Source organism: Streptomyces sp. NPDC020983, from assembly GCF_044333485.1.
Taxonomy (GTDB): domain Bacteria; phylum Actinomycetota; class Actinomycetes; order Streptomycetales; family Streptomycetaceae; genus Actinacidiphila.
In genome coordinates this window covers 129,107-152,261 of the sequence record NZ_JBIRRA010000001.1, presented here as the reverse complement: position 1 = coordinate 152,261, position 23,155 = coordinate 129,107, and the positions used below count along the sequence as shown (strand labels likewise).

The following is a 23,155-nucleotide window of genomic DNA, read 5'->3' as shown; positions in this document are numbered from 1 at the left end:
GCCCCCGACCGGATGGAGTTCGTACGTGGCCTGCGACCTGTGGCTGGTGCCGCTGGTGGACGTCCTCTGCCACAGCCCGGAAAACCCCTTCTCCGAGGAACTCGCCCGCTACGACAAGGCACTCGGCGACGCCGGGCAGCCGCCCGTGCCCGTCTACGCCTACATGCCCGGGCTGTCCGGCGACGTCGCGCCCGTCGCCTGCTTCGACTACGACGCCCTGCACTTCCTGCGCCGCGCCTACCTGCTGCGCCTCCAGGGCCTCGAAGTCTCACCCGTCGACGAACTCGGCGGCGACTACGAGCAGTTGCTGGAGATGTTCGAGAGCACCGCGCAGGCCTCGCACCTGGTGTGGCACTACGACCACGCGGGCGCGTACGTCCCGCTGGACTTCCCGCACCCGGTCGTCAACGACGAACTGCTGGAGAACGGCGGCCCGCTGGGCTCCAGCCACGGACTGCTGCGGGAGCTGGAGTTCGTCGCGCCCGCGATCGGCATCGACCCCGCCAACCCGCCGCAGGCCCCCGCCCCGCCCGGCCGCCACACCACGCTGGAGGAACCCGCCCTCCCCGCCGCGGACCCGGCAGCCGGCCCCTTCGCCCGCGAGCACCACGTCTGGCTCGGCCTGCACGCGGCGGCGACCCGCTCACTGGGACAGGGCTCGATGATCGTCTTCAGCTGAGCGCCGGCCGCCGGCCCGGCTACGGGCTCTCCGGAGGGCGCTGCCGCGGCATGTTCGGCCGCGCGCTCGGGTGCGGGACGCGCGGCGGCGGCGGGGGCTCGGTGCGAGCCGGGGTCCACGCGGGCGACTGCGTCCGCAGCGGGGTCCCGGCCGCGCCCTGGCCGAAGTCCACCATCCAGTCCGCCGTCTCCATCCGGACCAGGTCGGCGACGTCGTCGCAGAAGCGCCGCAGGATCGCCAGACAGCGCTCCGCGGCCTCCCCCGCGGTGCCCTCCGCCGGACCCAGCACCTCCCGCACGCTCTCCGACGCCCAGTCGAAGCGCAGCTGCTCAAGGCGCCGCTCCACACCCTGCGCGGTGCCCACGTCCCGCATCCAGCCCGCCGTCAGCCCCAGCACCCGGTCCGCGGCCACGCACACCGTGGCCAGCAGCAGCGCCAGATAGCCCCACGCCACCGGCGAGCCCCCCGCGCCCACCAGCTCCGCGAGCGGCAGCGCCGCACCCACCGCCGCGAAGGCCGCCGCCCCGCAGCGCAGCGTCCGCGCCCCGCGCCGCTTCCACACCCGGTCCCGCAGGTACCAGTCGGCGGTGCGCAGCGCCCCGCACTCCGCCCAGCGGTACAGCTCGTCCAGGCGCTGCGCGGGCTCCCCCCAGTCCCCGTGCGGAAACGGCAGCGGCCGCAGGTCCTCGCGGCGCGCCCGGCGCGGGGCGGCGACGGCGTCGTCCGGCTCCTCGCACGCGTCGCCTTCCTGCTCGTGCCGGGGGTGCAGCGCCCGCCGCTCAGGCTCCTCCCGAGGGGACTCCTCGGGACACATGTCCTGCTGGCCCACCGCACACTCCCTCGCTCCGCTCCGTGACCACCGTGACGAAGCTCTCTTCTTAGCGCCGAACGGCTGAGCCCGGCGGGGACGATCCGCGGTTTCCGCCCGTACGGGCTGCGTGATCAGGTGTGGGACCCGGACGGCGGTCGCCCGAAAGAGTGAGGTCGGCGGTGCCGGTGCGGGCCACTACCCTGGTGCGCGTGAAGGTCCTTGTCATCGGCGGCGGAGCCCGCGAACACGCACTGTGCCGTTCCCTGTCCCTCGACCCCGACGTGACGTCGCTGCACTGCGCCCCCGGCAACGCGGGCATCGCAGACGTGGCCGAACTGCACCCGGTCGACATCCTCGACGGCGCCGCCGTCGCCGGGCTCGCCGAGAGCCTCGGCGCCGACCTCGTGATCGTCGGCCCGGAGGCCCCCCTCGTCGCCGGCGTCGCCGACGCCGTCCGCGCCCGCGGCATCGACTGCTTCGGCCCCTCCGGGGAAGCCGCGCAGCTCGAAGGCTCCAAAGCCTTCGCCAAGGACGTCATGGCCGCCGCCGGGGTGCCCACCGCGCGCTCCTACGTCTGCGCCACCGCCGACGAGATCGACCACGCCCTCGACGCCTTCGGCGCGCCCTACGTCGTCAAGGACGACGGGCTCGCCGCCGGCAAGGGCGTCGTCGTCACCGACGACCCGGCCGCGGCCCGCGACCACGCCCTCGCCTGCGTCGCCGCGCCCTCCGGGCGGGTCGTCATCGAGGAATACCTCGACGGCCCCGAGGTCTCCCTCTTCGCCGTCACCGACGGCGAGACCGTCGTCCCCCTCCAGCCCGCCCAGGACTTCAAGCGCGCCCTCGACGGCGACGAAGGCCCCAACACCGGCGGCATGGGCGCCTACTCGCCGCTCCCCTGGGCCGACCCCAAACTCGTCGACGAGGTCGAGCGGACCGTCCTCCAGCCGACCGTCGACGAACTGCGGCGCCGCGGCACCCCCTTCTCCGGCCTCCTCTACGCCGGGCTCGCCATCACCTCCCGCGGCGTGCGGGTCATCGAATTCAACGCCCGCTTCGGCGACCCCGAGACACAGGTCGTCCTCGCCCGCCTCCGCAGCCCCCTCGCCGGCCTCCTCCGCGCCGCCGCGACCGGCCAGCTCGCCACGCACCCCGCCCTGCGCTGGAGCGACGACGCGGCCGTCACCGTCGTCGTCGCCTCCCACAACTACCCCGGCACACCCCGCACCGGCGACCCCATCACCGGCCTCGCCGACGCCACGAGCGACACCGCGTACGTCCTCCACGCCGGGACCCGCCTCGACGAGTCCGGCCGCGTCCTCAGCGCCGGCGGCCGCGTCCTCTCCGTGACCGCGACCGGACCCGACCTCACCGCCGCCCGCACCTCCGCGTACGCCGCGCTCGCCGCGATCCGCCTCGACGGCTCGCACCACCGCACCGACATCGCGGCCACCGCCGCCGCGAACTGAGCCCACTCCGGCGGTGCCCTCGCGGTGGGGCTTGCGGCTGCCCCGCCGCGGGGGACGCGCTTCGGGCGGTGCCCTTGCGGTGGGGCTTGCGGCTGCCCCGCCGCGGTGGTGCTGCGCCTGGCGGCGCCGCGCTCGGGCGGTGCCCGGTTGCCGGTACGTGGGCGGCTTGCCCGCCGTGGTGGACGCTTCGGGCGGTGCCCGCCCGGGGTGCGTGGGCGGCTTGCCCGCCGCGGGGGTTTCCCGCGCCTGGCGGCGCGGGGTGTTCCCACCCCCACCACCCGTGCAGATTCGACGTCGGCTCACGGTCCACCTGTGGGGCGCATTCGCCGTCGGGGGCGAACCGCAGTCCCTCAAGGACTTCACCCCCACCGGCAGGCAGCCGCCATACCGGCCCGGGAGGGGGACGATCCGGGGGTGCCCCCGCAGGAATGCGCACCCCGCCGCCCCGCGGACACGGAAGACGTCAGACGCGCATTCCGAGGAGGTACCCCCGGAGTGGCACCCGACCCCACCCCCCGAGGAAGGGCGCGATGCCCCGCCGGGCAACCCGGGGGCGCGAGGAACTGCGCGACCAGCCCCCACCGGGCGAATGGCGGACCGCCCACCGCAAGCGGCACCCCCTCAGGGGCGCGGGGAACTGCGCGCTCAGCCCCCCACCGGGGGAATGGCGAACCCCCACCGTAAGTGGCACCCCCCAGGGGCGCGAGGAACGGCGCGAGCAACCACCCACCGGCGGAACGGCGAACTGCCCGCCGCAAGCCGCACCCCCCAGGGGCGCGGGGAACGGCGCGAGCAACCACCCACCGGCAGAACGGCGAACTGCCCGCCGCAAGCCGCACCCCCGAGGGGGCGCGGGGAACTGCGCGAGCAGCCCCCACCGGCGGAACGGCCGCGCAGCGTATCGCGCAAAGTCCGGGGGAAGCCACTCCAAGGAGTGATGGCTCGGCCGTATGGCTGACCCGCTCGCGGGACGCGAACTAGGGTGCCGCGGAGGCGCACCGCAGGACATTGCGGCAAACAGCCGTACGGCCATTGCGATGTCGGTGGGCGGTGCGACAGTGGGGGGAGGCCGTCACCGGGGCGGTCACCGACGCGCAGGGGGTGAGCCGCCCGATGGCCGGAGAAGCAGGCGAGGCATTCGCGCGGGCCCGCGCCCTCGCGGTGCTGCGCGTCCGCGGCGCCGCGCTCGCCGCGGCCCTGCTGCCCGCGGCCGCCGCCGTCCTGCTGCATGTCGCCGCGGCGACCGGCCGTCTTTCCGGCGGCGCCTGGGAGGGCGTCCGCTGGGGCGTGACCGGCGCGGCCCTCGTCGTGCTGGCCGTCACCGCGGCCGTGGCCGCGGTGATCGCGCGGGCCCGGCCCGCGGTGAGCCCGGCGGTTCCCGTGCCGGAGACGGCCGCCCCGGACCTGCACCGCATGGTCGCCGACCTGGCGGAGACGCTTCAGGTGCCGGCCCCGTCCGGTATAGAGCTGACGCCGGATTGCGACAGCTGGCTGGAGGACCGCAGGCCTGCGGCCGGCGCGGTGGAGCGGCGTCCTGCTCCGGTGCTGGTGATCGGCTCGCCGTTCTTGTGGTGGATGCGTGTCGCCGAGTTGCGCGCGCTGCTCGCTCCCGTGGTCGCGGGCACGGGTGCGGCGGCGGATCCGGAGATATTCGCCGCCCGGCGCTTCGTCCGCGGTCTCGACGCGGCCGTCGCCGTCGCCGAGCAGGGCCGCCGTGAGCGGTCGCTGCTGCTGCGGCCGGCGTACGGGGTGCTGGGCGGGTCGGCGCGGTTGCTGCTGCGCGGGTGCCGCGCGCATGTCGCGGAGATGGAGCGCGGGGTGGCCGCGGGCGCGTCCGAACGGGCGCAGGCCGTGGATTACGGGCTGCGGATAGTCGCCCAGGAGCAGGTCGGGCTCGCGTACGCGGGCTGGGACCGGCTGCTGACGCGGGTGGCGCTGCCCGCGTGGCGGATGGGCCGCTGGCCCTCCCGGCTGGACGCCGGGGTGGTTTCCGCGCTCACGGAGTTGTCCCGCAGGGACCGGCTCGCGGACGGTTTCGAGACCCGGCTCGGCGAGCGGCCGGCGTGCGATCTGCTGGAGGAGCCCGGTGTGGTGGACGAGGCGGTGTCGCTGCTCGCGGCCCGGCTTTTCCACGGTGGCGCCCGGTGCGCGGGGCCCGACTGGGCGCCGGTGAGCTGGGCGCGGTATCCCGACGAGGTCGTGGACCGCATCTGGCGGGCGGAGGCGGCGCGGCTCATACGGGTGCTGGACGAGGTGCGGCCGGGTCGCCGTGCGGCTCCGGCGGGAGCCGCCTCCGAGTACGGTCCACCGGCCCGTGGGCGGGGGGTGCTGCTGGACGCGGAGCCGGGGACGGCGACGCTCGCCCGGGTGATCGACCGACTCGCCGCCGGGGGCAGTGAGGAGCTGGCCGCGCGGATCGGGGCGCTCGTCGCCGCCGACGAGACGGCGGGGGCGGCCGCCGCGGCGGGGGCGGCCGGGGCCGCGCCCGTGTACGAGTTGCTGCCGCCGCGGACGGGGCGGGAGCTTCTGACGGAGCACGTCACGGCGATCGTGTGCTGTGCCGCGGTGGACACCGCGGGGGCCGGGGCGGGTCTCGACTGGCTCGACGGTCCTGCCCTCGTGGTCGACGGTGCCCGTCGCGGTGACCTCGGGTGGCCGGTTCTGCGCCTCGTCGAGAACGGCGACGCGGCGCCGCTGCGGGCGTGGCTCTCGGCGCTGGGGGTCCGCCCGGAGGAGTCGCTCCGCCTCAACTGACGCACCGCGCGCGTGGGGGCTCGCTCGGAGCCTGCTGGCGCTTTGCGCGTGGCGGCTCGCTCCGGGTCGGCTAACGGTCCACGCGTCGGGCGGCTCGCTCCGGCTCAGCTGACGCCCGCGCGCGTGGGGGCTCGCTCCGGTTCGGCTGACGCTCTGCGCGTCGGGCAGCTCGCTCCGCCTCAGCTGACGCCCGCGCGCGTGGGGGCTCGCTACCGGCTCAGCTGACGTACCGCGCGCGTCGGGGCTCGCTACCGGCTCAGCTGACGTACCGCGGCGTGGGGGCTCGCTCCGGCTCAGCCGACGTCCGCGCGCGTCGGGGCTCGCTCCGGCTCAGCCGACGTCCGCGCGCGTCGGGGCTCGCTCCGGGCCCGCGGGCGCTCTGCGCGTCGGGGCTCGCTCGGGGCCTGCGGGCGCTTTGCGCGTGGCGGCTCGCTCCGGCTCAGCGGGCGCACCGCGCGTCGGGCGGCTCGCTCCGGCTCGGCTGGCGCACCCCGCGCGAGGACCTCCGACGTACCCCGCGCGAGGGACCTCGCGCGCGGCCCGCCCCCACCGGCCACCGGGAGGGGGAGGCCCGGTGCGTGCCCCTCGGGGCTGAATTCGGCACGAAACGTGACCGGGAGGGCGCAATCTGTGATGTGCTGGTCAGAGCACACCGCACCGTTGCCCCGGGTGACGGGGCGCGCGGGATGGAGGGTTGGGTATGGGGGCGGATCGGATCAGGCGGTGGGAGTCGGGGGCCCTGGCGCACGGCGTGTCGGACCCGTTCGGGCAGGGTCCGCTGCCGTGGCTGCGGGGGGAGTCGGCGTACGGCGACGGCGGTGAGCCGGCGGTGCCGTGGTACGTGGACCTGGCGGCGAGCAGCGGGGAGGCGCCGCGGCGCCCGCATCTGCCGGGGCCGCGGATGGCGGACGACGTGCGGCGGCAGATCAAGGGCTTCGCGTCGGCGGGGGGTGTCGCGCCGGGTGGGGCGATCGATTTCAGGATCACGGTGGATCCGCCGCAGGAGTTCACCGTGGACGTGTATCGGATCGGGCACTACGGCGGTGACGGCGCCTCGCTGGTGAGCGCGAGTCCGCGGCTGTCGGGGATCGTGCAGCCGGCGCCGCTGGCGGCGGGGCGGACGGTGTCGTGCCACCACTGGTGGCAGTCCTGGCGGCTCCAGGTGCCGCCGAACTGGCGGACGGGGGCGTACGTCGCCGTGCTCACGACGGCGGACGGCTACCGCAGCCATGTGCCGTTCACGGTGCGGGATCCCGCGGCGTCCGCGGATCTGCTGCTGCTGCTCCCGGACGTGACGTGGCAGGCGTACAACCTGTACCCGGAGGACGGCCGGACGGGCGCGAGCCTCTACCACGCCTGGGACGAGGAGGGGCGGCTGCTCGGCGAGGCGGACGCGGCCGGCACGGTGTCCTTCGACCGCCCCTATGCCGGTGCGGGCCTGCCCCTGCACATCGGGCACGCCTACGACTTCGTGCGTTTCGCGGAGCGGCACGGCTACGACCTGGCCTACGCGGACGCCCGCGACCTGCACGCCGGGCTGGTGGATCCGGAGCTCTACCGGGGGCTGGTCTTCCCGGGGCACGACGAGTACTGGTCGGCGCCGATGCGGAGGGCGGTGGAGCGGGCCCGCGATGTGGGGACGTCCCTGGTGTTCCTGTCGGCGAACACCATGTACTGGCAGGTGGAGCTGTCGGCCTCGGCGTCGGGTGCCCCGGACCGGCTGCTGAGCTGCCGCAAGCACCGTGGGGAGGGGCGCGGGGGGAAGGTCAGCCTGTGGCGGGAGCTGGGGGAGCCGGAGCAGCTGGTGCTCGGGGTGCAGTACGCGGGGCGGGTGCCGCAGCCGTCGCCGCTGGTGGTGCGGAACGCCTCGCACTGGCTGTGGGAGGCGACGGGGGCGGGGGAGGGGGACGAGATCGAGGGCCTGGTCGCGGGGGAGGCGGATCGCTACTACCCGCGCACCCCGCTGCCGGATTCGACCGAGCGCATCCTGCTCGCGCATTCGCCGTACGAGTCGGCGGACGGCCGGCGGCGGCACCAGGAGACGTCCCTGTACCGGGCGCCCAGCGGGGCGTACGTCTTCGCGTCGGGCACGTTCGCGTGGTCGCCCGCGCTGGACCGGCCGGGGCACGTGGACGCGCGGATCCAGCGGGCGACGGCCAATCTGCTGGACCGCATCTGCAAACGGGACTGATCCGGCGGGCCCCCGTGCGCCGGATCAGTCCGGCGGATCAGTCCGGCGGGCCCCCGTGCGCCGGATCAGTCCGGCGGGCCCCCGCGCGCCGCATTCTTCTCCGTACGCGAGAATCAGGGGCTGAACCGCCTATTTGGGGAGGACGACCCATGCCCGGATTCGTCGACAAGCCGGAGCCCGTGCAGGTGCCGGGACTGGTCCATCTGCACACCGGCAAGGTGCGCGATCTGTACCGGGACGCCGACGGGAACCTGGTGATGGTCGCCAGCGACCGCATCTCGGCGTACGACTGGGTGCTGCCCACCGAGATCCCCGACAAGGGGCGGGTGCTCACCCAGCTGTCCCTGTGGTGGTTCGAGCAGCTGAAGGACCTGGTGCCCCACCACGTGATCTCCACCGACCTGCCCGCGGGCGCGCCCGCGGAGTGGGAGGGCCGGACGACGGTGTGCCGGGCGCTGGAGATGGTGCCGGTGGAGGCGGTCGCCCGCGGCTATCTGACGGGCTCGGGCCTGCGCGAGTACGACGAGCACCGCACGGTGTGCGGACTGGCCCTGCCCGAGGGCCTGGTGGACGGCTCGGAGCTGCCCGCGCCGATCTTCACCCCGGCGACGAAGGCCGCGGTCGGGGAGCACGACGAGAACGTGCCGTACGAGGAGGTCGCCCGCCAGGTCGGCGCCGAGACGGCGGCCCGGCTGCGGCAGCTCACCCTCGCGGTCTACGGCCAGGCGCGGGACGTCGCCAGGGAGCGCGGGCTGATCCTGGCCGACACGAAGTTCGAGTTCGGCCGCGTCCAGGGTGGGGAGGAGGGTGATCTCGTCCTCGCCGACGAGGTCCTGACCCCGGACTCCTCCCGCTACTGGCCCGCCGACGAGTGGGAGCCGGGCCACGCGCAGCCGTCCTTCGACAAGCAGATCATCCGCGACTGGCTGACCTCGCCCGCCTCCGGCTGGGACCGCACCGGCGACACCCCGCCCCCGCAGCTCCCGCCCGAGGTCGTCGAGCACTCCCGGGCGCGCTACGTCGAGGCGTACGAGCGCCTCACCGGCACCCCCTGGTCGTAGCCGGCGGGCATGCGAAAGGCCCCGGTCGTGATGACCGGGGCCTTCGCTTCACTGGAGCGGACGACGAGATTCGAACTCGCGACCCTCACCTTGGCAAGGTGATGCTCTACCAACTGAGCCACGTCCGCAGGTGGTGCAGATACTATACCCGATCGGCTCAGCGGACCGGAAACGCCTTTCCCGCCGGGTCCCGGGCGGGGCGGCAGGGCATGCGAAAGGCCCCGGTCGTGATGACCGGGGCCTTCGCCTGACTGGAGCGGACGACGAGATTCGAACTCGCGACCCTCACCTTGGCAAGGTGATGCTCTACCAACTGAGCCACGTCCGCAGGTCGTGCAGACCACTCTACCCGATGGCCCGGGGGACCCGGCCGGGAGGCCGGTGACCGAGGCGCCTTCGTGGAGGCGATCCGAGCGGGCGACAGGAATTGCACACTGCCCCTCCCCCCTGGAAGGGGGGCGCTCTGCTACTGAGCTACACCCGCATGACAACCGCTGACCTGGGCTTTTCCGGCCCCGCCCTCGGCGTGATCCCCACATTAGCGGAAAGGTGGGGGTGGATGTCCAATCAGCGGGGCCCGGCCGCGTCGCCGCCGCGGGCCGGGCCCCCGCGGGCCCGGCGGTGCCTCAGCTCGCCTTGCTGAACGCCTCGTAGACCTTCTTGGGGATGCGCCCGCGTGCCGGCACCTCGAAACCGTTCGACTGCGCCCAGGCCCGGACGGTGGCCGGAGTGGGCGCGATCGGCGTGCGCTTGTAGGCACGGCCGGAGAGCGTACGGCGGCGGCCGGCCTCGACGTACGGGGCGAGGTCGCTGCGCAGTTTGTCGGCGTTCGCCGCCGAAAGGTCGATCTCGTACCACTGCCCGTCGACGCCGAATGCGATCGTTTCCGCGGCCTCGCCTCCGTCGAGATCGTCGGCGAGGGTGACCAGTACGCGTTGCGCCATAGGAATCGGTCCTTTCGTGGCGTCGGCGTGCGGCAACGGGTCCGCGCCGCTGGGGCCTTGGGCGGTCCGCCCGGTGGCGGCCGCGGGCCGGCTCCGCTGGTGCGGGCACGCCGACGCGCAGGGGTGTCGACAAATGTGCATTCAGGGCGGTGCTGTGCGGTGTCACGGAATGTACGGTGCCGGGACGGCAGATGTTACTGATAATTCCCGGCCCTGTGTCATCCCAAGCCTGTTCGTCATCGGGACCCTATGATTTTCCGCCGGGTTTCCCCAGGCATTTCGGCAGCCGATACATAAACGTGATGCATGATCAGCGGCTCATCCGAAGGCGGAGGACTCCCGAACCGCATATCTACTCGCGTAGAAAATCGAACCGGGTACGCTGGAGGACACCTCACGTACCACACCACCGGGAGTGCCAGTGGCACGCGTCGTAGTCGACGTCATGCTCAAGCCGGAGATCCTCGACCCGCAGGGCCAGGCTGTGCAGCGCGCGCTGCCCAGGCTGGGCTTCGACGGGATCTCCGACGTCCGCCAGGGAAAGCGCTTTGAACTCGAGGTGGACGGGCCGGTCGACGACGCCGCGCTCGCCCGCATTCGGGAGATGGCGGAAACCTTTCTCGCCAACACCGTGATCGAGGACTTCGACGTAAAGGTCGAGTCGTGACTGCCCGCATTGGTGTCGTCACATTCCCCGGCACGCTCGACGACCGCGACACCCAGCGCGCGGTCACCCTCGCCGGCGCTGAAGCCGTGCCGCTGTGGCACCGGGACAAGGATGTCAAGCAGGTCGACGCCGTCGTTCTGCCGGGCGGCTTCTCGTACGGCGACTATCTGCGGGCCGGGGCGATCTCCCGCTTCTCGCCGGTGATGGCGACCGTTATCGAACAAGCGCACGCGGGAATGCCGGTGCTGGGCATCTGCAACGGTTTCCAGGTGCTGTGCGAGGCCCACCTGCTGCCGGGCGCGATGCTGCGCAACACCGGGCTGCACTTCGTGTGCCGCGACCAGAAGCTGCGCGTCGAGACCTCCGCGACCGCCTGGACGGCCGACTACGCCGCCGGCGAGGAGATCTCCGTCCCGCTCAAGAACATCGACGGCCGCTACACCGCCGACGAGCGCACCCTCGACGAGCTGGAGGCCGAGGGCCGGGTGGTCTTCCGCTACCTGGACGTGAACCCGAACGGCTCGCTGCGCGACATCGCCGGCATCAGCAACGCCGCCGGGAACGTCGTCGGCCTCATGCCGCACCCCGAGCACGCGGTGGAGCCGCTCATCGGCACCGGACGCACCGACGGTCTGGCGTTCTTCACCTCGGTCATCAAGAAGTTGGTCAGCGCATGACTCTCGACACTGTCAAGCACGCGGCCGAGACGCCGGACGCCGCGCAGCCCTGGAAGGAGCTCGGCCTCAAGGAGGACGAGTACGAGCGCATCCGGGAGATCCTGGACCGCCGCCCGACCGGCGCCGAGCTGGCCATGTACTCGGTCATGTGGTCCGAGCACTGCTCGTACAAGTCGAGCAAGGTGCACCTGAAGCAGTTCGGCGAGAAGGCCCCGCAGACGGACGCGCTGCTCGTCGGCATCGGCGAGAACGCCGGCGTGGTGGACGTCGGGCAGGGCTACGCCGTGACGTTCAAGATCGAGTCGCACAACCACCCGTCGTACATCGAGCCCTACCAGGGCGCGGCCACCGGCGTCGGCGGCATCGTCCGCGACATCCTCGCGATGGGCGCCCGGCCGGTCGCCGTCATGGACCCGCTGCGCTTCGGCGCCGCCGACCACCCCGACACCAAGCGCGTGCTCCCGGGCGTCGTCGCGGGCGTCGGCGGCTACGGCAACTGCCTGGGCCTGCCGAACATCGGCGGCGAGGTCGTCTTCGACCCCTGCTACCAGGGCAACCCGCTGGTCAACGCGCTGTGCGTCGGCGTCATGAAGCACGAGGACATCCACCTGGCCAAGGCCTCCGGCGCCGGCAACAAGGTGATCCTCTACGGCGCCCGGACCGGCGGCGACGGCATCGGCGGCGTGTCGGTGCTGGCCAGCGAGACCTTCGACTCCACCGGTCCCTCGCGGCGCCCCGCCGTGCAGGTCGGCGACCCCTTCCAGGAGAAGCTGCTCATCGAGTGCACCCTGGAGCTCTTCGCGGAGAAGCTGGTCGCCGGCATCCAGGACCTCGGTGGCGCGGGCCTGTCCTGCGCGACCTCCGAGCTGGCCTCGGCCGGCTCCGGCGGCATGCGCGTCGAGCTGGACACCGTGCCGCTGCGCGACGCGACGCTCTCGCCGGAGGAGATCCTCATGAGCGAGTCGCAGGAGCGCATGTGCGCGATCGTCGAGCCCGACAAGGTCGACCGCTTCCTGGAGATCTGCGAGAAGTGGGACGTCATCGCGACCGTCATCGGTGAGGTCACCGAGGGCTCGCGGCTGGAGATCTTCTGGCACGGCGAGCAGATCGTGGACGTCCCCCCGCGGTCGGTCGCGCACGAGGGCCCGACGTACCACCGCCCGTACTCCCGCCCCGACTGGCAGGACGCGCTCCAGGCCGACAGCGCGGACGAGCTGGCGCGCCCGGGGGACGGCGACGAGCTGCGGGCGCAGGTGCTGCGGGTCGTGTCCTCGCCCAACCAGGCCTCCAAGGCGTGGGTCACCGACCAGTACGACCGCTTCGTGCAGGGCAACACGGTGCTGGCGCAGCCGGAGGACTCCGGCGTCGTCCGCATCGACCCCGACACCAACCTCGGCGTCGCCCTCGCCACGGACGGCAACGGCCGCTTCGCGAAGCTCGACCCCTACACGGGCGCGCAGCTCGCGCTCGCCGAGGCGTACCGCAACGTCGCGGCGACCGGCGCGAAGCCGCTGGCCGTCTCGGACTGCCTCAACTTCGGCTCGCCCGAGGACCCGGCGGTCATGTGGCAGTTCGCCGAGGCCACCCGCGGCCTCGCGGACGGCTGCCTCGCGCTCGGCACGCCGGTCACCGGCGGCAACGTCTCCCTCTACAACCAGACCGGTGACGCCGCCATCCACCCGACGCCGGTCGTCGCCGTCCTCGGCGTGATCGACGACGTCTCGCGCCGTACGCCCATGGCGTTCGCGGAGCAGGGCCAGCTCCTGCTGCTGCTCGGCGACACGCGCCCGGAGTTCGGCGGCTCGGCGTGGGCGCAGGTCGTCCACGACCACCTCGGGGGGCTCCCGCCCGCCGTGGACCTGGAGCGGGAGCGGCTGCTCGCGGAGATCCTCATCTCCGGCTCCCGCGACGGCATGATCGACGCCGCGCACGACCTCTCGGACGGCGGCCTGGTCCAGGCCGTCACCGAGTCCTGCCTGCGCGGCGGCAACGGCGCCCGGCTCGTCGTCCCCGACGGCCTGGACGCCTTCACCTTCCTCTTCTCCGAATCCGCGGGCCGCGCGATCGTCGCCGTCCCCCGCTCGGAGGAGCTCCGCTTCACCGACATGTGCGCTGCCCGCGGCCTCCCCGTGACCCGCGTCGGCGTCGTCGACGGCGACGCGGTGGAGGTGCAGGGCGAGTTCACGATCCCCCTCGCCGAACTGCGCGCGGGGTACGAGGGCACGATCCCGGCCCTGCTGGCCTGAGCCGAGCCGCCGCGGCGCGCCCCCCTCGAACGGGAGGGGGGCGCGCCGCCGCGTTTTCCCGGCTCAGGCGCCGCCCGCGGCCCTGGCGAGCTTGGCCGCCTGGGCGGTGACGACCGCCGTCGGGACGGCGGCCGGGTCGCCGTCCATCGCGAACTCGGAGAAGGTGGCGATCGTGGCACCGCAGCGGACGACCACGACGTGGTACAGCCCGTGCCCGGCCGCGGTCACGTCGTCCGGGTCCTCGCCGGGAATGGTCTGGACGGTGCGGTAGGCGAGGGCGTCGTCACCCGCCGCGGGGTCCTTCAGGCGCTCGGTGTGGCTGTACGTCTCGCCCTCGACCGCGGAGTCGAAGCGAGCGGGGCAGGTCTTCAGCGACGTGCGCAGGTCTGCCATGAGCTGCGCCGCGTCGGCCGCGGTGTACGTACGCAGGACCACCGTGACGTCGTGCTCCCCGGACGTCACCGACTCCTGCACCGCGCCCCGGTCCCGCTGCCGCCCGGCGCCCAGCTCCGCCGTCATCCCGTACAGCGCCCGGCACGCGGGATCCGGCACCTGCCGCCGCGCTCCGGCACCGGCCCTGCGCGGTCCTGACGCCTGCCACCCGTGCAGATCGGCCCCCGTCACGGCGGCCGCCGCCAGCTCCGCCTGCGTCAGCGTCCGTGCGTCCACGACCGGCCGGGCGCTGTGCGTCGCAGGAGCCTTCCCGTCCGCCGCCTTCGCGCCCCCGCCCCCGCATGCCGCCGTGCCCGCCAGCGCGGCCACGACCGCCGCGACAGCCACGGCCTTCGACGCCGTAACGCCCATGGTGCCCCCACCCCTTGTGCCCCTCGCACGTGCTGTGCGGGAGCCATGAAAGCACGCCGGGTGGGCGCCTGGCGTCCTGGCGAAAACCGCTGGCCCGGCGGCGTGGCGGGCTGGTTGGCTGCCGGGATGGGAAACAGTGAGCTTCCGGGCGGGTACGAGATATCCGCCGACCTCGCCCGGATCGACATCGCCCGCGTGCACGCATGGCTGTCGGAGGACACGTACTGGGCGCGCGGGCGGGCCCGCGAGAAGCAGGACGCGGCGATCGCGGGGTCGCTGAACTTCGGGGTGTACGACAGCGCGTCCGGCGAGCAGTGCGCGTACGCGCGGGTCATCACGGACAAGGCCACCTTCGCGTGGCTCTGCGACGTCTACGTGGACCGGTCCGCCCGCGGCAAGGGCCTGGGCACCGCCATGGTCGCGGCGATCCGCGACCACCTCTCCCAGTACGGCCTGCGCCGCATCCTCCTGGCGACGGCGGACGCGCAGGGCGTCTACGAGAAGATCGGCTTCGCGCCGATCGAGAACCCGGAGCAGTGGATGGTCCACGGACAGCAGATGTAGCGGCCCGCCGTCACCCCTCCTCGGTGACCCAGCCCAGCAGCTGCTGGGTGTCCAGCTCGAAGCCGACGGGCTCGGGGAGGGGAACGGTCTTGCCGAAGGGCACGGTCAACCGCAGGGCGTACGCGCCCTCTTCGGGCCGGCTGTGGACGGTGACCTCGCGGGTGTCCCGGTCGACGAGCAGGTAGACGGGGATCCCGGACTCCGCGTAGGCACGCGGCTTCTCCACGCGGTCGCGCTGCGTGGTGTCGCGGTCGAAGGACGTGACCTCGACGACCATGAGCACGCCGTCCGGGTCCGCCCACTCGCCGGACCGGACGAAGTGCCCGACCGGGGCGAGGGTGCCGTCGGGGATAGCCCGTCCCTTGCGGTAGGCCTCCACTGCGAGACCTTGCCCCACGTGGAGGTCCCACTGCGGGCGCTGCTGCATGCACTGTCGGACCAGCCACATGGTCATGGCTGTGTGCAGCCCGTCCGGCACGGCTTTGACCACCGCCTTTCCACCCAGGAATTCCAGGCGGAGGCCCTCGGACCGGTGCGCCGCGTCGGACGCCAGGTTCTCGAACTCCTCCGTCGCCATCTGCGCGTGATCCCGTGTCTGCGGCCGGTCGTCCACAGCTGTCACCCTGTACCTCCCTGTGCCCGGTGCTTCACGCTGTGCACTCACCCTAATGGATCAGTGAGGCGGAACGTGACCGGATGATCACACTCGGCGGTTGTCTGGTCCCTGCGTCTCACGGACGAGCGTAGCCGCGGGGCCGGGTCGCCGCCGGGACGTACGGCGCGCTTCGGCGCTCGGTCCGCGAGGTCTCGCGGGGGCCGGGCCGGCGGCGGGTGCGGGGCCGTCGCAAGGGGGAGGGCGTGGGGGCCCGCCCGTGGGCGGATGCGGTGTCGGTGGCCGCTGTTAGCGTCCGGCCGTCAGGAGAGAACTGAGGGGGAGGGGCCGCATGGGCGCGTCGGGTTGGGACTACTCCGTGCCGTACCAGGAAGACCTCGCGGGCGCGTTCGAGGCGTTGAAGCGGAAGGTCTTCGAGGAGCGGGACTACTACTGGGTGTCGGGGGCCGACTGGCGGCCGGTGGAGGAGCGGCTGCCCTGGCCGCGGACCGTCGAGGAGCTGTGGGAGGACGAGCTCGTCCGGGAGTGCGGGACGCATTCGATCCTCGACATCTTCCGGATCGTCGGCCCGGACGAGGAGCGGGACTACTTCACGCTGCAGCCGGTGTCCGAGGAGGAGGCGCTGCGCGTCCTCGGCACGCGGAAGCCCACGCGGGCCGACATGCCGAGGTTCGAGGACTTCCCGCACTCGCGCTGGCAGGGCCGGTGCGTCGTGCTCCACGACGACGCGGGAGAGCCCCGCGAGCTCCACTTCTTCGGCTACTCCGGCGACTGAGCCGCGCCCGCCGCGAGGGCGCCCGCCCCGGCGGGCGCCAGGTCCAGGACGAACCACACGACCTTGCCGACGTGGCGGCGCGGGTACGTGCCCCAGTGCGCCGACAGGGCCTCGACCAGCAGCAGGCCGCGGCCGCCCTCCGCGTCGGGGGCGTCCGCCGGGCGGGGCACCGGCGGGGCCTCGCAGGCGTCCGCGACCTCGACGCGCAGGAGCCGTCCCGGGGCCAGCTCGACGTCCACCGCGACGAGGCGGCCGGCCGGACGCACGGCGTGGCGCACGGCGTTGGTGACCAGCTCGCTCAGCAGCAGCTCGGCGGTGGCGCTCACCGCACCGTCCACACCCCACTCCGCGAGCTGCGCCACCAGCAACCGCCGCGCCCGCTTCGGGGACCTCGCGCTCCGGCTGAACGTCCACCCCGTGCACACGCCGGAGCCCTGCACCGTGCTCATCCGATTCCCACCACTTTCCGTCACGCCGGACATCACCGTCTGTCCCCCAAGCGTTGCGGTGTGCAGCTAGGCTCGACAACTGACGCGAACTCAGCTCTTGCGCTGTCAGGAAAGGCCGGTCCGCCATGGTGCAGCCCAAGGACCTCAACCCGTTCGAATCCCCCCAGGCCTTCTACGGCGCCGAGTTGCGCCGTCTCCGCGAGGCCGCGCTCCTCTCGCAGGAAGGCCTCGGCGAGCTGGTCTTCTGCTCCGGCGCGTACGTCGGCCAGCTCGAATCCGCCAACCGCAGACCGCAGCTCGACCTCTCGCAGCGCTTCGACGCCGTCCTGAAGTCGGACGGCCACCTGGAGCGGCTCTGCAGGATGGTTCTCAAGGCGACCAAGCACGCCGAGTACTTCGCGGATGTCGTTGACCTGATCGCAGGGGCGCTGACGATCCGCCAGTTCTCGACGACCCTGATTCCCGGGTTGCTCCAGGCAGAGGACTACGCGCGCGCCCTGTTCGAGGCGTCGGACCCGTCCCGGCCCGCGGACAAAGTCGCGGAGATGGTCAGCGCCCGCTTGTCGCGAGCTTCGCTTCTGGGCAACCCAACAGCGCCCAAGCTGTGGGTCATCCTGCACGAAAACGCCCTGCGGATGCCCGTTTGCGACCGTGCGGGCATGGGCGAGCAGCTCAATCACCTCGCCCAGGTGGTGCGTTCCCGGCGTGTGACCTTTCAGATTCTGCCGGCGTCTGCGGGAGCGCATCCGTTGATGGGCTGCGAACTCACGCTGCTGACCTTCAAAGACGCCCCACCGGCGGCGTATGTCGAGGGCGCCCGCTCAGGTCACCTGTTGGACTCACCGGAGATGGTTGGTCGCTACGCCGAGGACTACGATTTCGCGCGGGCAGTCGCTCTCTCGCCGGAGGCGTCGCTTCGCCTGCTCGAATCAATGGCCGAGGAGTACAGCGCGCATGAGCACAGCACCGGACCCGACGAAGGCGTGGCGTAAGTCGTCGTACAGCAACGGCGACGGCGGCGAGTGCGTCGAGGTCGCGGACGGGCTCACCGGCGTCGTGCCCGTGCGCGACTCGAAGGACCCCGAGGGCCCCGCCCTCCTCTTCGGCGCCGACGCGTGGGTCGCCTTCGTCGGGGCCGTCAAGGCGGGGGAGTTCGCGGGCTGACCGCCAGTGCGGGGGACTGCCAGCTTCCCGGCCCGGGGCCTGACCACGTCACGGGCGGAGCCGAACCCCGCTCCGACCTGCGCGGGGGAGGAGAACGCGGGATCACGACCTCCGGCCGCGCCAGGACGCGGGCAGGCCTGAGCGCCCGTGCCCGCGGGACGCGGTGCCGCGCTCCACGGCGTACTCGCCGCTCACCGGCCGGACGACGGCTTCGCCCCCGATGTCCGGGAGGGCGGGAGCTCCTCACCGTGGACAGCCCCAGGGGGCCGGTGCCAGCATCGGGACGGTGACCGTCAAAGGGGAGAGCCTGCTCAGGCACCGGGACTTCGTCCTGCTGTGGGCCGGGCAGACCGTCAGCGAGGTCGGGTCGCAGGTGTCCGTGCTCGCGCTGCCGCTCGTGGCCGTCGTCGTACTCGGGGCGAGCGCGTGGCAGGTGGGGCTGCTGTCAGCGGCGGGGACGTGCGCGTACCTGCTGGTCGCGCTGCCCGCCGGGGCCGTCGTCGACCGGGTGCGGAAGCGGCCGCTCATGCTGGGGTGCAATCTCGGGCTGCTCGTCGTGATGGGGTCGGTGCCGGTCGCGCACGCGCTGGGGGCGCTCACGCTCGGGCAGCTCTACGCGGTCGAGTTCGCGAACGGGGTGCTGTCCGTCTTCTTCGTCGTCGCCTACCAGAGCCTGCTGCCGCACCTGCTGCGCGAGGAGCAGCTGATGGACGGCAACGGCAAGCTCGCCGCGTCGCAGTCGGCGGCGCAGATCGCCGGGCCGGGGCTCGGGGCCGGGCTCGTCGCGGCGGCCGGGGCCGCGACCGCCGTCATCGCGGACGCGGCCTCCTTCGCGGTGTCCGCGCTCACCCTCGCCGGGATCCGGACGCGGGAGCCGCGGCCGGTCAGGGCGGCTGCCGGGCCGTCGCTGCGGACCGAGGTCGCGGAAGGGCTGCGGCATGTGTGGCGCGATCCGATCCTGCGCAATTCCGTCGCCTTCAACGGCACCGCCAACTTCTTCGTCGTCATGGTCGAGACCCTCGGCCCGGTCTTCCTCATCCGCACCCGGCACGTCGACCCCGGCCTCGTCGGGCTGCTGCTCGCGCTCGGCGCGGTCGGCGGGGTCGCGGGCGGTGCGGCGGCCGCGTCGCTCGCCCGGCGGGTCGGTTCGGCCCGCATCAGCTGGATCGCCATGACCGTGCTGGCCCTGCCGGGGCTGCTCATCCCGCTCGCGGGAAGCGGCCCGCGGTCGGTGCTCTACGGGATCGGGTGGAGCGCGTGGACCTTCTCCGCCGTCGTCACCGGCATCTCGCTCACCAGCTACCGGCAGGCGACCTGCCCGCCGGGCATGATCGGCCGGGTGAGCGCCGCGGCGCGCTGGATCACCTGGGGCACGCTGCCGCTCGGCGGCCTGGCCGGCGGCGCGCTCGCGAGCGTGCTGGGGGTACGGGCCACGCTGTGGATCGCCGTCGCCGGCGGTTGCTCCTCGGGGCTGTGGCTGTTCTTCTCGCCGCTGCGCCGCATGCGGGACATCCCGCTGGGGGCGGGGGCGGTGGGGGCCGCCGCCTGACCGCGCGCCGCGGCCGGGAACCCTGACACCGCGCGGGTGTTCGTGGTTGGGTGGGCCGGTCACGTGCGGCACGCACCACGCATCCGAGCGAAGGCAGAGCATGTACGAGTACAAGGTCGTCACCTTCCGCGAGTCGCTGATAGGCGACGCGCTCGACAGCGACAAGCTGGAGAAGACCCTCAACAAGCACGCCGCGGAGGGCTGGGCGCTCAAGGCGATCACCGCCGCCGACGTCAAGGGGCGCATCGGGCCCGGGGCCGTCGAGGGCCTGCTCCTCACCTTCGAGCGGCCCCGCCAGGGCTGAGGCCCGGGCCCGGGAGCCGTTCCCGCGTCCGGCGCGCGGTGCCGTTCCCGCCTCCCGCGCGGGGGTGGGCGGCTCGCGCGCCGGGGCGCCACCTGCGCCGGGCGCGCGGCTCTCCGGCCGGCGGGGCTCGTCGCCCCGCGCCCCTGGAGGTGCCACGTGGGGTGGCCGCGCGGCCTTCCGGCCGGCGGGGGCCCGCGTCTCGCGGCCTTCGTGCCGCGGGGGCCCGGCGCGCGGCTCCGTGGGCTCCCGTGCCGGGTGCGCCTTGCGGTGAGTTTCGCCGCCTTCGCGCCGCAGGGGCTGGTCGCGCGGTTCCGCGCGGCCCCCAAGGGGGCTGCCCCGCGCGGCAGGACGCGCGCCCCTGGCCCGTCGCCGCGCGCGGTGGAGGCGGCCATCCGCTGTCGGACCCCGGCGATACGCTCGGCGCATGACGACTGCCGGCCGCCGACGCGCCCGTACGTACGACCCGGACCGGACGTGGGGGGCGCTGCTCGCCCAGGCCGGGCTGGTGCGGGACGCGGTGCGGGGGCTCGCGCCCGGGGATTTCGGGCTGCCCTCCGGGCTGCCGGGGTGGGACGTCGGGCTGCTGGTCGCGCATGTCGTGCGGCAGATCGACGCGCTCGGCGAGGCGCTCGCCGCTCCGGAGCCGCTGCCCGGCGGGCGGCTGATGGGACTGGACGCCTGGACGCAGGCCACCGAGCCGGTCGCGGCGAGGCTGGACGCCGGGACGCGGGAGACGGCCGCCGGAATGGGCGAGCCGGTCGCCGCGGTCGAGGCGGCCGTGGAGCGGCTGCCGGGGCTGCGGGCGGAGGCGCTGCGGCCGGGGCGGCTGCTGCCCGAGCCGTTCGGGGGGATGCGGGCGCTGGACTTCACGGTGACGCGGCTGGTGGAGCTGGTCGTGCACACCGACGACCTGGCCCGCGCGACGGGCACCGAGCCCGTCCTCGACCGGCAGGCGCTGGCAGCGGCGGTGCGGGTGCTCGCGGACGGGCTCGCCGCGAAGGCGCCGGGCAACGCGGTGGAGGTGCGGGTGCCGCCCTACGCGGCGGTGCAGTGCATCGAGGGGCCCCGGCACACCCGCGGCACCCCGCCCAACGTCGTCGAGACCGACCCCCTGACGTGGCTGCGGCTCGCGACCGGCCGTACGGGCTGGGCCGCGGCCGTCGAGGACGCCGCCGTCTCCGCGAGCGGGGAGCGCGCAGACCTCTCGGCGTATCTGCCCGTGATGCGGTGAATCCTCCCGGGGAGGGCGGCGCCCGCCCGTGCGGCCCGGTGAGGGCACGGAGGGTGACGAGCGCCACGGCGGGGCGGACCCGGCCGCGGTCGGTCAGTCGCTGACACCGAAGTCACCGCATGGCGTGCCCGTCATGCACTGCCGTATCCGTCTCGTCCCGGAATTCCCCCCGCCCGGGATGGCGCAATTACGCCGCCGGGCCGGTGTTCCCTAGGTGCGTCCGGCCCCGCGCTCCTACTATCGATGCGGCGAGACCGGCCGCCGGAACGGACCTTCCGGCCGGGAACGCCCCGGAAGACGCGCCCGCCGGAACCCCCGTACCGGCGGGCGCCTCCGTGCGCGCGGGCCGTCCGCGCACGACGGCCGGCCGGCTGCGCACGGGCGTCCCCGGCTGTCGGGGCGGCTGATTCCGGCCACCCCGGACCGTGCCTTTCACACGCTCTGCGCGATCCGCCCCCGGCGCGAACACCTGAGCCCTATGATGCGGGCGAAGTCTCGTCGGCCGGAGAGAACCCCATGAGCGGCCGGCGGCCCCGCCTTGGGGGGTACGTCACACCCCCGTGCCCCCCAAGGCGCTACGCGCATAGAAGTGCTGTTCGGCAGCGCTCCGTGACCGTCCCCCGTTCGGACGACGGGCGATCCTGCCCTAGACTCGGAAACGTGCCACGTGGTGACGGACGACTCAGCCACGACCTGCTCCCCGGAGAGAAGGGCCCCCAGGACGCGTGTGGCGTCTTCGGTGTCTGGGCCCCCGGCGAAGAGGTCGCCAAGCTCACCTATTTCGGGCTGTACGCCCTGCAGCACCGCGGACAGGAGTCCGCGGGCATCGCAGTGAGCAACGGCTCGCAGATCCTGGTCTTCAAGGACATGGGACTGGTGTCCCAGGTCTTCGACGAGACCTCCCTCGGCTCGCTGACCGGCCATATCGCCGTCGGCCACGCCCGCTACTCGACCACCGGTGCCTCGGTGTGGGAGAACGCGCAGCCGACCTTCCGTGCGACCAGCCACGGCTCGATCGCCCTGGGTCACAACGGCAACCTGGTGAACACCGCCGAACTGGCGGAGATGGTCGCCGAGCTGCCGCAGACCCCGGGCCGGGCCACCAAGGTCGCCGCGACCAACGACACCGACCTGATCACGGCCCTGCTCGCGGGGCAGTGCGACGCCGAGGGCAACCCGCTGTCCGTCGAGGACGCCGCCCCGCAGGTGCTGCCGCGGATCAAGGGCGCCTTCAGCCTCGTCTACATGGACGAGCACACCCTCTACGCCGCCCGCGACCCGCAAGGCATCCGCCCGCTGGTGCTGGGCCGGCTGGAGCGCGGCTGGGTCGTCGCCTCGGAGACGGCCGCCCTCGACATCTGCGGTGCGAGCTTCGTCCGTGAGATCGAGCCCGGCGAGCTGGTCGCGATCGACGAGCAGGGCGTGCGCACCTCGCGCTTCGCCCCCGCCCGGCCCAAGGGCTGCGTGTTCGAATACGTCTACCTGGCGCGTCCCGACACCGAGATCGCCGGCCGCAGCGTCTACCTCTCGCGCGTCGAGATGGGCCGCAGGCTCGCCGCCGAGTCGCCCGTCGAGGCGGATCTGGTGATAGCCACGCCGGAGTCCGGTACGCCCGCCGCGATCGGCTACGCCGAGGCGAGCGGCATCCCGTACGGCTCCGGCCTGGTCAAGAACTCCTACGTCGGCCGGACGTTCATCCAGCCCTCGCAGACCATCCGGCAGCTCGGCATCCGGCTCAAGCTCAACCCGCTGCGGGAGGTCGTGCGCGGCAAGCGGCTCGTCGTCGTGGACGACTCGATCGTGCGCGGCAACACCCAGCGGGCCCTGGTGCGGATGCTGCGCGAGGCGGGCGCCGCCGAGGTGCACGTGCGGATCTCGTCGCCGCCGGTGAAGTGGCCGTGCTTCTTCGGCATCGACTTCGCCACCCGCGCCGAGCTGATCGCCAACGGCATGAGCGTCGAGGAGATCGGTGCCTCGCTGGGCGCGGACTCGCTCGCGTACATCTCGCTGGACGCGATGGTCGAGGCGACCACGATCGCCAAGCCGAACCTGTGCCGCGCGTGCTTCGACGGCGAATACCCCATGGAGCTGCCCGACCCGGAGCTGCTGGGCAAGCAGCTGCTGGAGGTCGAGCTGGCGGGCGGCGCGGACGCCGCCGACGCCCTGCGCAGGCCGTGAGCCCGGCCGCTTCCGCGATCCCCGA

General features: G+C 73.7%; 21 protein-coding genes and 3 tRNA genes. 16 read left to right on the top strand and 8 right to left on the bottom strand.

What is annotated here, in order from left to right; genetic code table 11:
• The first annotated feature begins 25 nt into the window (after nt 1-25).
• Nucleotides 26-679: a hypothetical protein gene (locus ACH4SE_RS00810; protein ID WP_398541094.1), complete on the top strand. Its 654-nt coding sequence runs from the start codon at nt 26-28 to the stop codon at nt 677-679.
• A gap of 19 nt (nt 680-698) precedes the next feature.
• Here the strand turns inward: ACH4SE_RS00810 and ACH4SE_RS00805 are convergent, their stop codons facing one another.
• The gene (locus tag ACH4SE_RS00805; protein WP_398541093.1) at nt 699-1,508 is read right to left on the bottom strand and encodes an SLATT domain-containing protein; all 810 of its coding nucleotides are present in this window, start codon (nt 1,506-1,508) and stop codon (nt 699-701) included.
• A gap of 191 nt (nt 1,509-1,699) precedes the next feature.
• On the opposite strand from ACH4SE_RS00805, the gene purD reads away from it, so the two are divergent.
• The 4 genes from purD to ACH4SE_RS00785 all read left to right on the top strand — a co-directional run bounded on the left by purD (nt 1,700) and on the right by ACH4SE_RS00785 (nt 8,965).
• Entirely contained in the window at nt 1,700-2,959 is a 1,260-nt protein-coding gene (purD, locus tag ACH4SE_RS00800; RefSeq protein WP_398541092.1) for a phosphoribosylamine--glycine ligase, read from the top strand.
• 1,113 nt (nt 2,960-4,072) lie between these two features.
• On the top strand, nt 4,073-5,713 hold the full coding sequence (locus tag ACH4SE_RS00795; protein ID WP_398541091.1) for a hypothetical protein: 1,641 nt from the start codon (nt 4,073-4,075) through the stop codon (nt 5,711-5,713).
• A gap of 700 nt (nt 5,714-6,413) precedes the next feature.
• The gene (locus ACH4SE_RS00790) at nt 6,414-7,904 is read left to right on the top strand and encodes a N,N-dimethylformamidase beta subunit family domain-containing protein (protein ID WP_398541090.1); all 1,491 of its coding nucleotides are present in this window, start codon (nt 6,414-6,416) and stop codon (nt 7,902-7,904) included.
• A gap of 149 nt (nt 7,905-8,053) precedes the next feature.
• Nucleotides 8,054-8,965, top strand: a complete 912-nt coding sequence (locus ACH4SE_RS00785) for a phosphoribosylaminoimidazolesuccinocarboxamide synthase (protein ID WP_398541089.1) — start codon at nt 8,054-8,056, stop codon at nt 8,963-8,965.
• A 52-nt stretch (nt 8,966-9,017) separates the two neighbouring features.
• On the opposite strand, the gene ACH4SE_RS00780 is transcribed toward ACH4SE_RS00785, so the two are convergent.
• From ACH4SE_RS00780 to ACH4SE_RS00765, 4 genes are all read right to left on the bottom strand, one after another.
• A tRNA-Gly gene (locus tag ACH4SE_RS00780) sits at nt 9,018-9,093 on the bottom strand.
• A gap of 124 nt (nt 9,094-9,217) precedes the next feature.
• A tRNA-Gly gene (locus ACH4SE_RS00775) sits at nt 9,218-9,293 on the bottom strand.
• 84 nt (nt 9,294-9,377) lie between these two features.
• A tRNA-Gly gene (locus ACH4SE_RS00770) sits at nt 9,378-9,449 on the bottom strand.
• A gap of 142 nt (nt 9,450-9,591) precedes the next feature.
• Nucleotides 9,592-9,909 (bottom strand): Lsr2 family protein, encoded by a 318-nt coding sequence (locus ACH4SE_RS00765; protein WP_398541088.1) that lies wholly within the window; start codon nt 9,907-9,909, stop codon nt 9,592-9,594.
• 421 nt (nt 9,910-10,330) lie between these two features.
• Here ACH4SE_RS00765 and purS point away from each other — a divergent pair, with 421 nt between their 5' ends.
• The 3 genes from purS to purL are packed head-to-tail and all read left to right on the top strand — an operon-like array spanning nt 10,331 to nt 13,499.
• A complete protein-coding gene (gene purS / locus ACH4SE_RS00760; protein ID WP_398541087.1) occupies nt 10,331-10,576 on the top strand; it encodes a phosphoribosylformylglycinamidine synthase subunit PurS in 246 nt (81 codons plus the stop codon).
• Complete coding sequence (purQ, locus tag ACH4SE_RS00755; RefSeq protein WP_398541086.1) at nt 10,573-11,253, top strand: phosphoribosylformylglycinamidine synthase subunit PurQ; 681 nt, start codon at nt 10,573-10,575, stop codon at nt 11,251-11,253. The genes purS and purQ overlap by 4 nt, the downstream gene beginning before the upstream one ends.
• Entirely contained in the window at nt 11,250-13,499 is a 2,250-nt protein-coding gene (purL, locus tag ACH4SE_RS00750) for a phosphoribosylformylglycinamidine synthase subunit PurL (protein ID WP_398541085.1), read from the top strand. Before purQ ends, purL begins: the two co-directional genes overlap by 4 nt.
• A 63-nt stretch (nt 13,500-13,562) precedes the next feature.
• On the opposite strand, the gene ACH4SE_RS00745 is transcribed toward purL, so the two are convergent.
• Nucleotides 13,563-14,303 carry a hypothetical protein gene (locus ACH4SE_RS00745; RefSeq protein WP_398541084.1) on the bottom strand — a complete coding sequence of 247 codons (741 nt, stop codon included), beginning with the start codon at nt 14,301-14,303 and terminating at the stop codon, nt 13,563-13,565.
• Nucleotides 14,304-14,429: 126 nt separating this feature from the next.
• Here ACH4SE_RS00745 and ACH4SE_RS00740 point away from each other — a divergent pair, with 126 nt between their 5' ends.
• Complete coding sequence (locus tag ACH4SE_RS00740; protein ID WP_398541083.1) at nt 14,430-14,867, top strand: GNAT family N-acetyltransferase; 438 nt, start codon at nt 14,430-14,432, stop codon at nt 14,865-14,867.
• A 10-nt stretch (nt 14,868-14,877) separates the two neighbouring features.
• On the opposite strand, the gene ACH4SE_RS00735 is transcribed toward ACH4SE_RS00740, so the two are convergent.
• Nucleotides 14,878-15,489 carry a Uma2 family endonuclease gene (locus ACH4SE_RS00735; protein WP_398541082.1) on the bottom strand — a complete coding sequence of 204 codons (612 nt, stop codon included), beginning with the start codon at nt 15,487-15,489 and terminating at the stop codon, nt 14,878-14,880.
• Between the two features lie 322 nt (nt 15,490-15,811).
• Between ACH4SE_RS00735 and ACH4SE_RS00730 the strand changes: the two genes are divergently transcribed.
• Nucleotides 15,812-16,255 carry a hypothetical protein gene (locus ACH4SE_RS00730; RefSeq protein ID WP_398541081.1) on the top strand — a complete coding sequence of 148 codons (444 nt, stop codon included), beginning with the start codon at nt 15,812-15,814 and terminating at the stop codon, nt 16,253-16,255.
• Here ACH4SE_RS00730 and ACH4SE_RS00725 read toward each other — a convergent pair.
• The gene (locus tag ACH4SE_RS00725) at nt 16,240-16,704 is read right to left on the bottom strand and encodes an ATP-binding protein (protein WP_398541080.1); all 465 of its coding nucleotides are present in this window, start codon (nt 16,702-16,704) and stop codon (nt 16,240-16,242) included. The genes ACH4SE_RS00730 and ACH4SE_RS00725 overlap by 16 nt on opposite strands.
• Nucleotides 16,705-16,829: 125 nt before the next feature.
• Here ACH4SE_RS00725 and ACH4SE_RS00720 point away from each other — a divergent pair, with 125 nt between their 5' ends.
• The 6 genes from ACH4SE_RS00720 (at nt 16,830) to purF (ending at nt 23,130) form a co-directional block, all read left to right on the top strand.
• Nucleotides 16,830-17,696 carry a Scr1 family TA system antitoxin-like transcriptional regulator gene (locus ACH4SE_RS00720; RefSeq protein WP_398541079.1) on the top strand — a complete coding sequence of 289 codons (867 nt, stop codon included), beginning with the start codon at nt 16,830-16,832 and terminating at the stop codon, nt 17,694-17,696.
• Nucleotides 17,659-17,868 carry a DUF397 domain-containing protein gene (locus ACH4SE_RS00715; RefSeq protein WP_398541078.1) on the top strand — a complete coding sequence of 70 codons (210 nt, stop codon included), beginning with the start codon at nt 17,659-17,661 and terminating at the stop codon, nt 17,866-17,868. The genes ACH4SE_RS00720 and ACH4SE_RS00715 overlap by 38 nt, the downstream gene beginning before the upstream one ends.
• A 286-nt stretch (nt 17,869-18,154) precedes the next feature.
• Nucleotides 18,155-19,417 (top strand): MFS transporter, encoded by a 1,263-nt coding sequence (locus tag ACH4SE_RS00710; protein ID WP_398541077.1) that lies wholly within the window; start codon nt 18,155-18,157, stop codon nt 19,415-19,417.
• A 100-nt stretch (nt 19,418-19,517) separates the two neighbouring features.
• Nucleotides 19,518-19,721 (top strand): DUF4177 domain-containing protein, encoded by a 204-nt coding sequence (locus tag ACH4SE_RS00705; protein ID WP_398541076.1) that lies wholly within the window; start codon nt 19,518-19,520, stop codon nt 19,719-19,721.
• A gap of 424 nt (nt 19,722-20,145) precedes the next feature.
• Complete coding sequence (locus ACH4SE_RS00700; RefSeq protein WP_398541075.1) at nt 20,146-20,952, top strand: sterol carrier family protein; 807 nt, start codon at nt 20,146-20,148, stop codon at nt 20,950-20,952.
• 660 nt (nt 20,953-21,612) lie between these two features.
• Nucleotides 21,613-23,130, top strand: a complete 1,518-nt coding sequence (purF, locus tag ACH4SE_RS00695; protein WP_398541074.1) for an amidophosphoribosyltransferase — start codon at nt 21,613-21,615, stop codon at nt 23,128-23,130.
• Nucleotides 23,131-23,155: the final 25 nt, after the last annotated feature.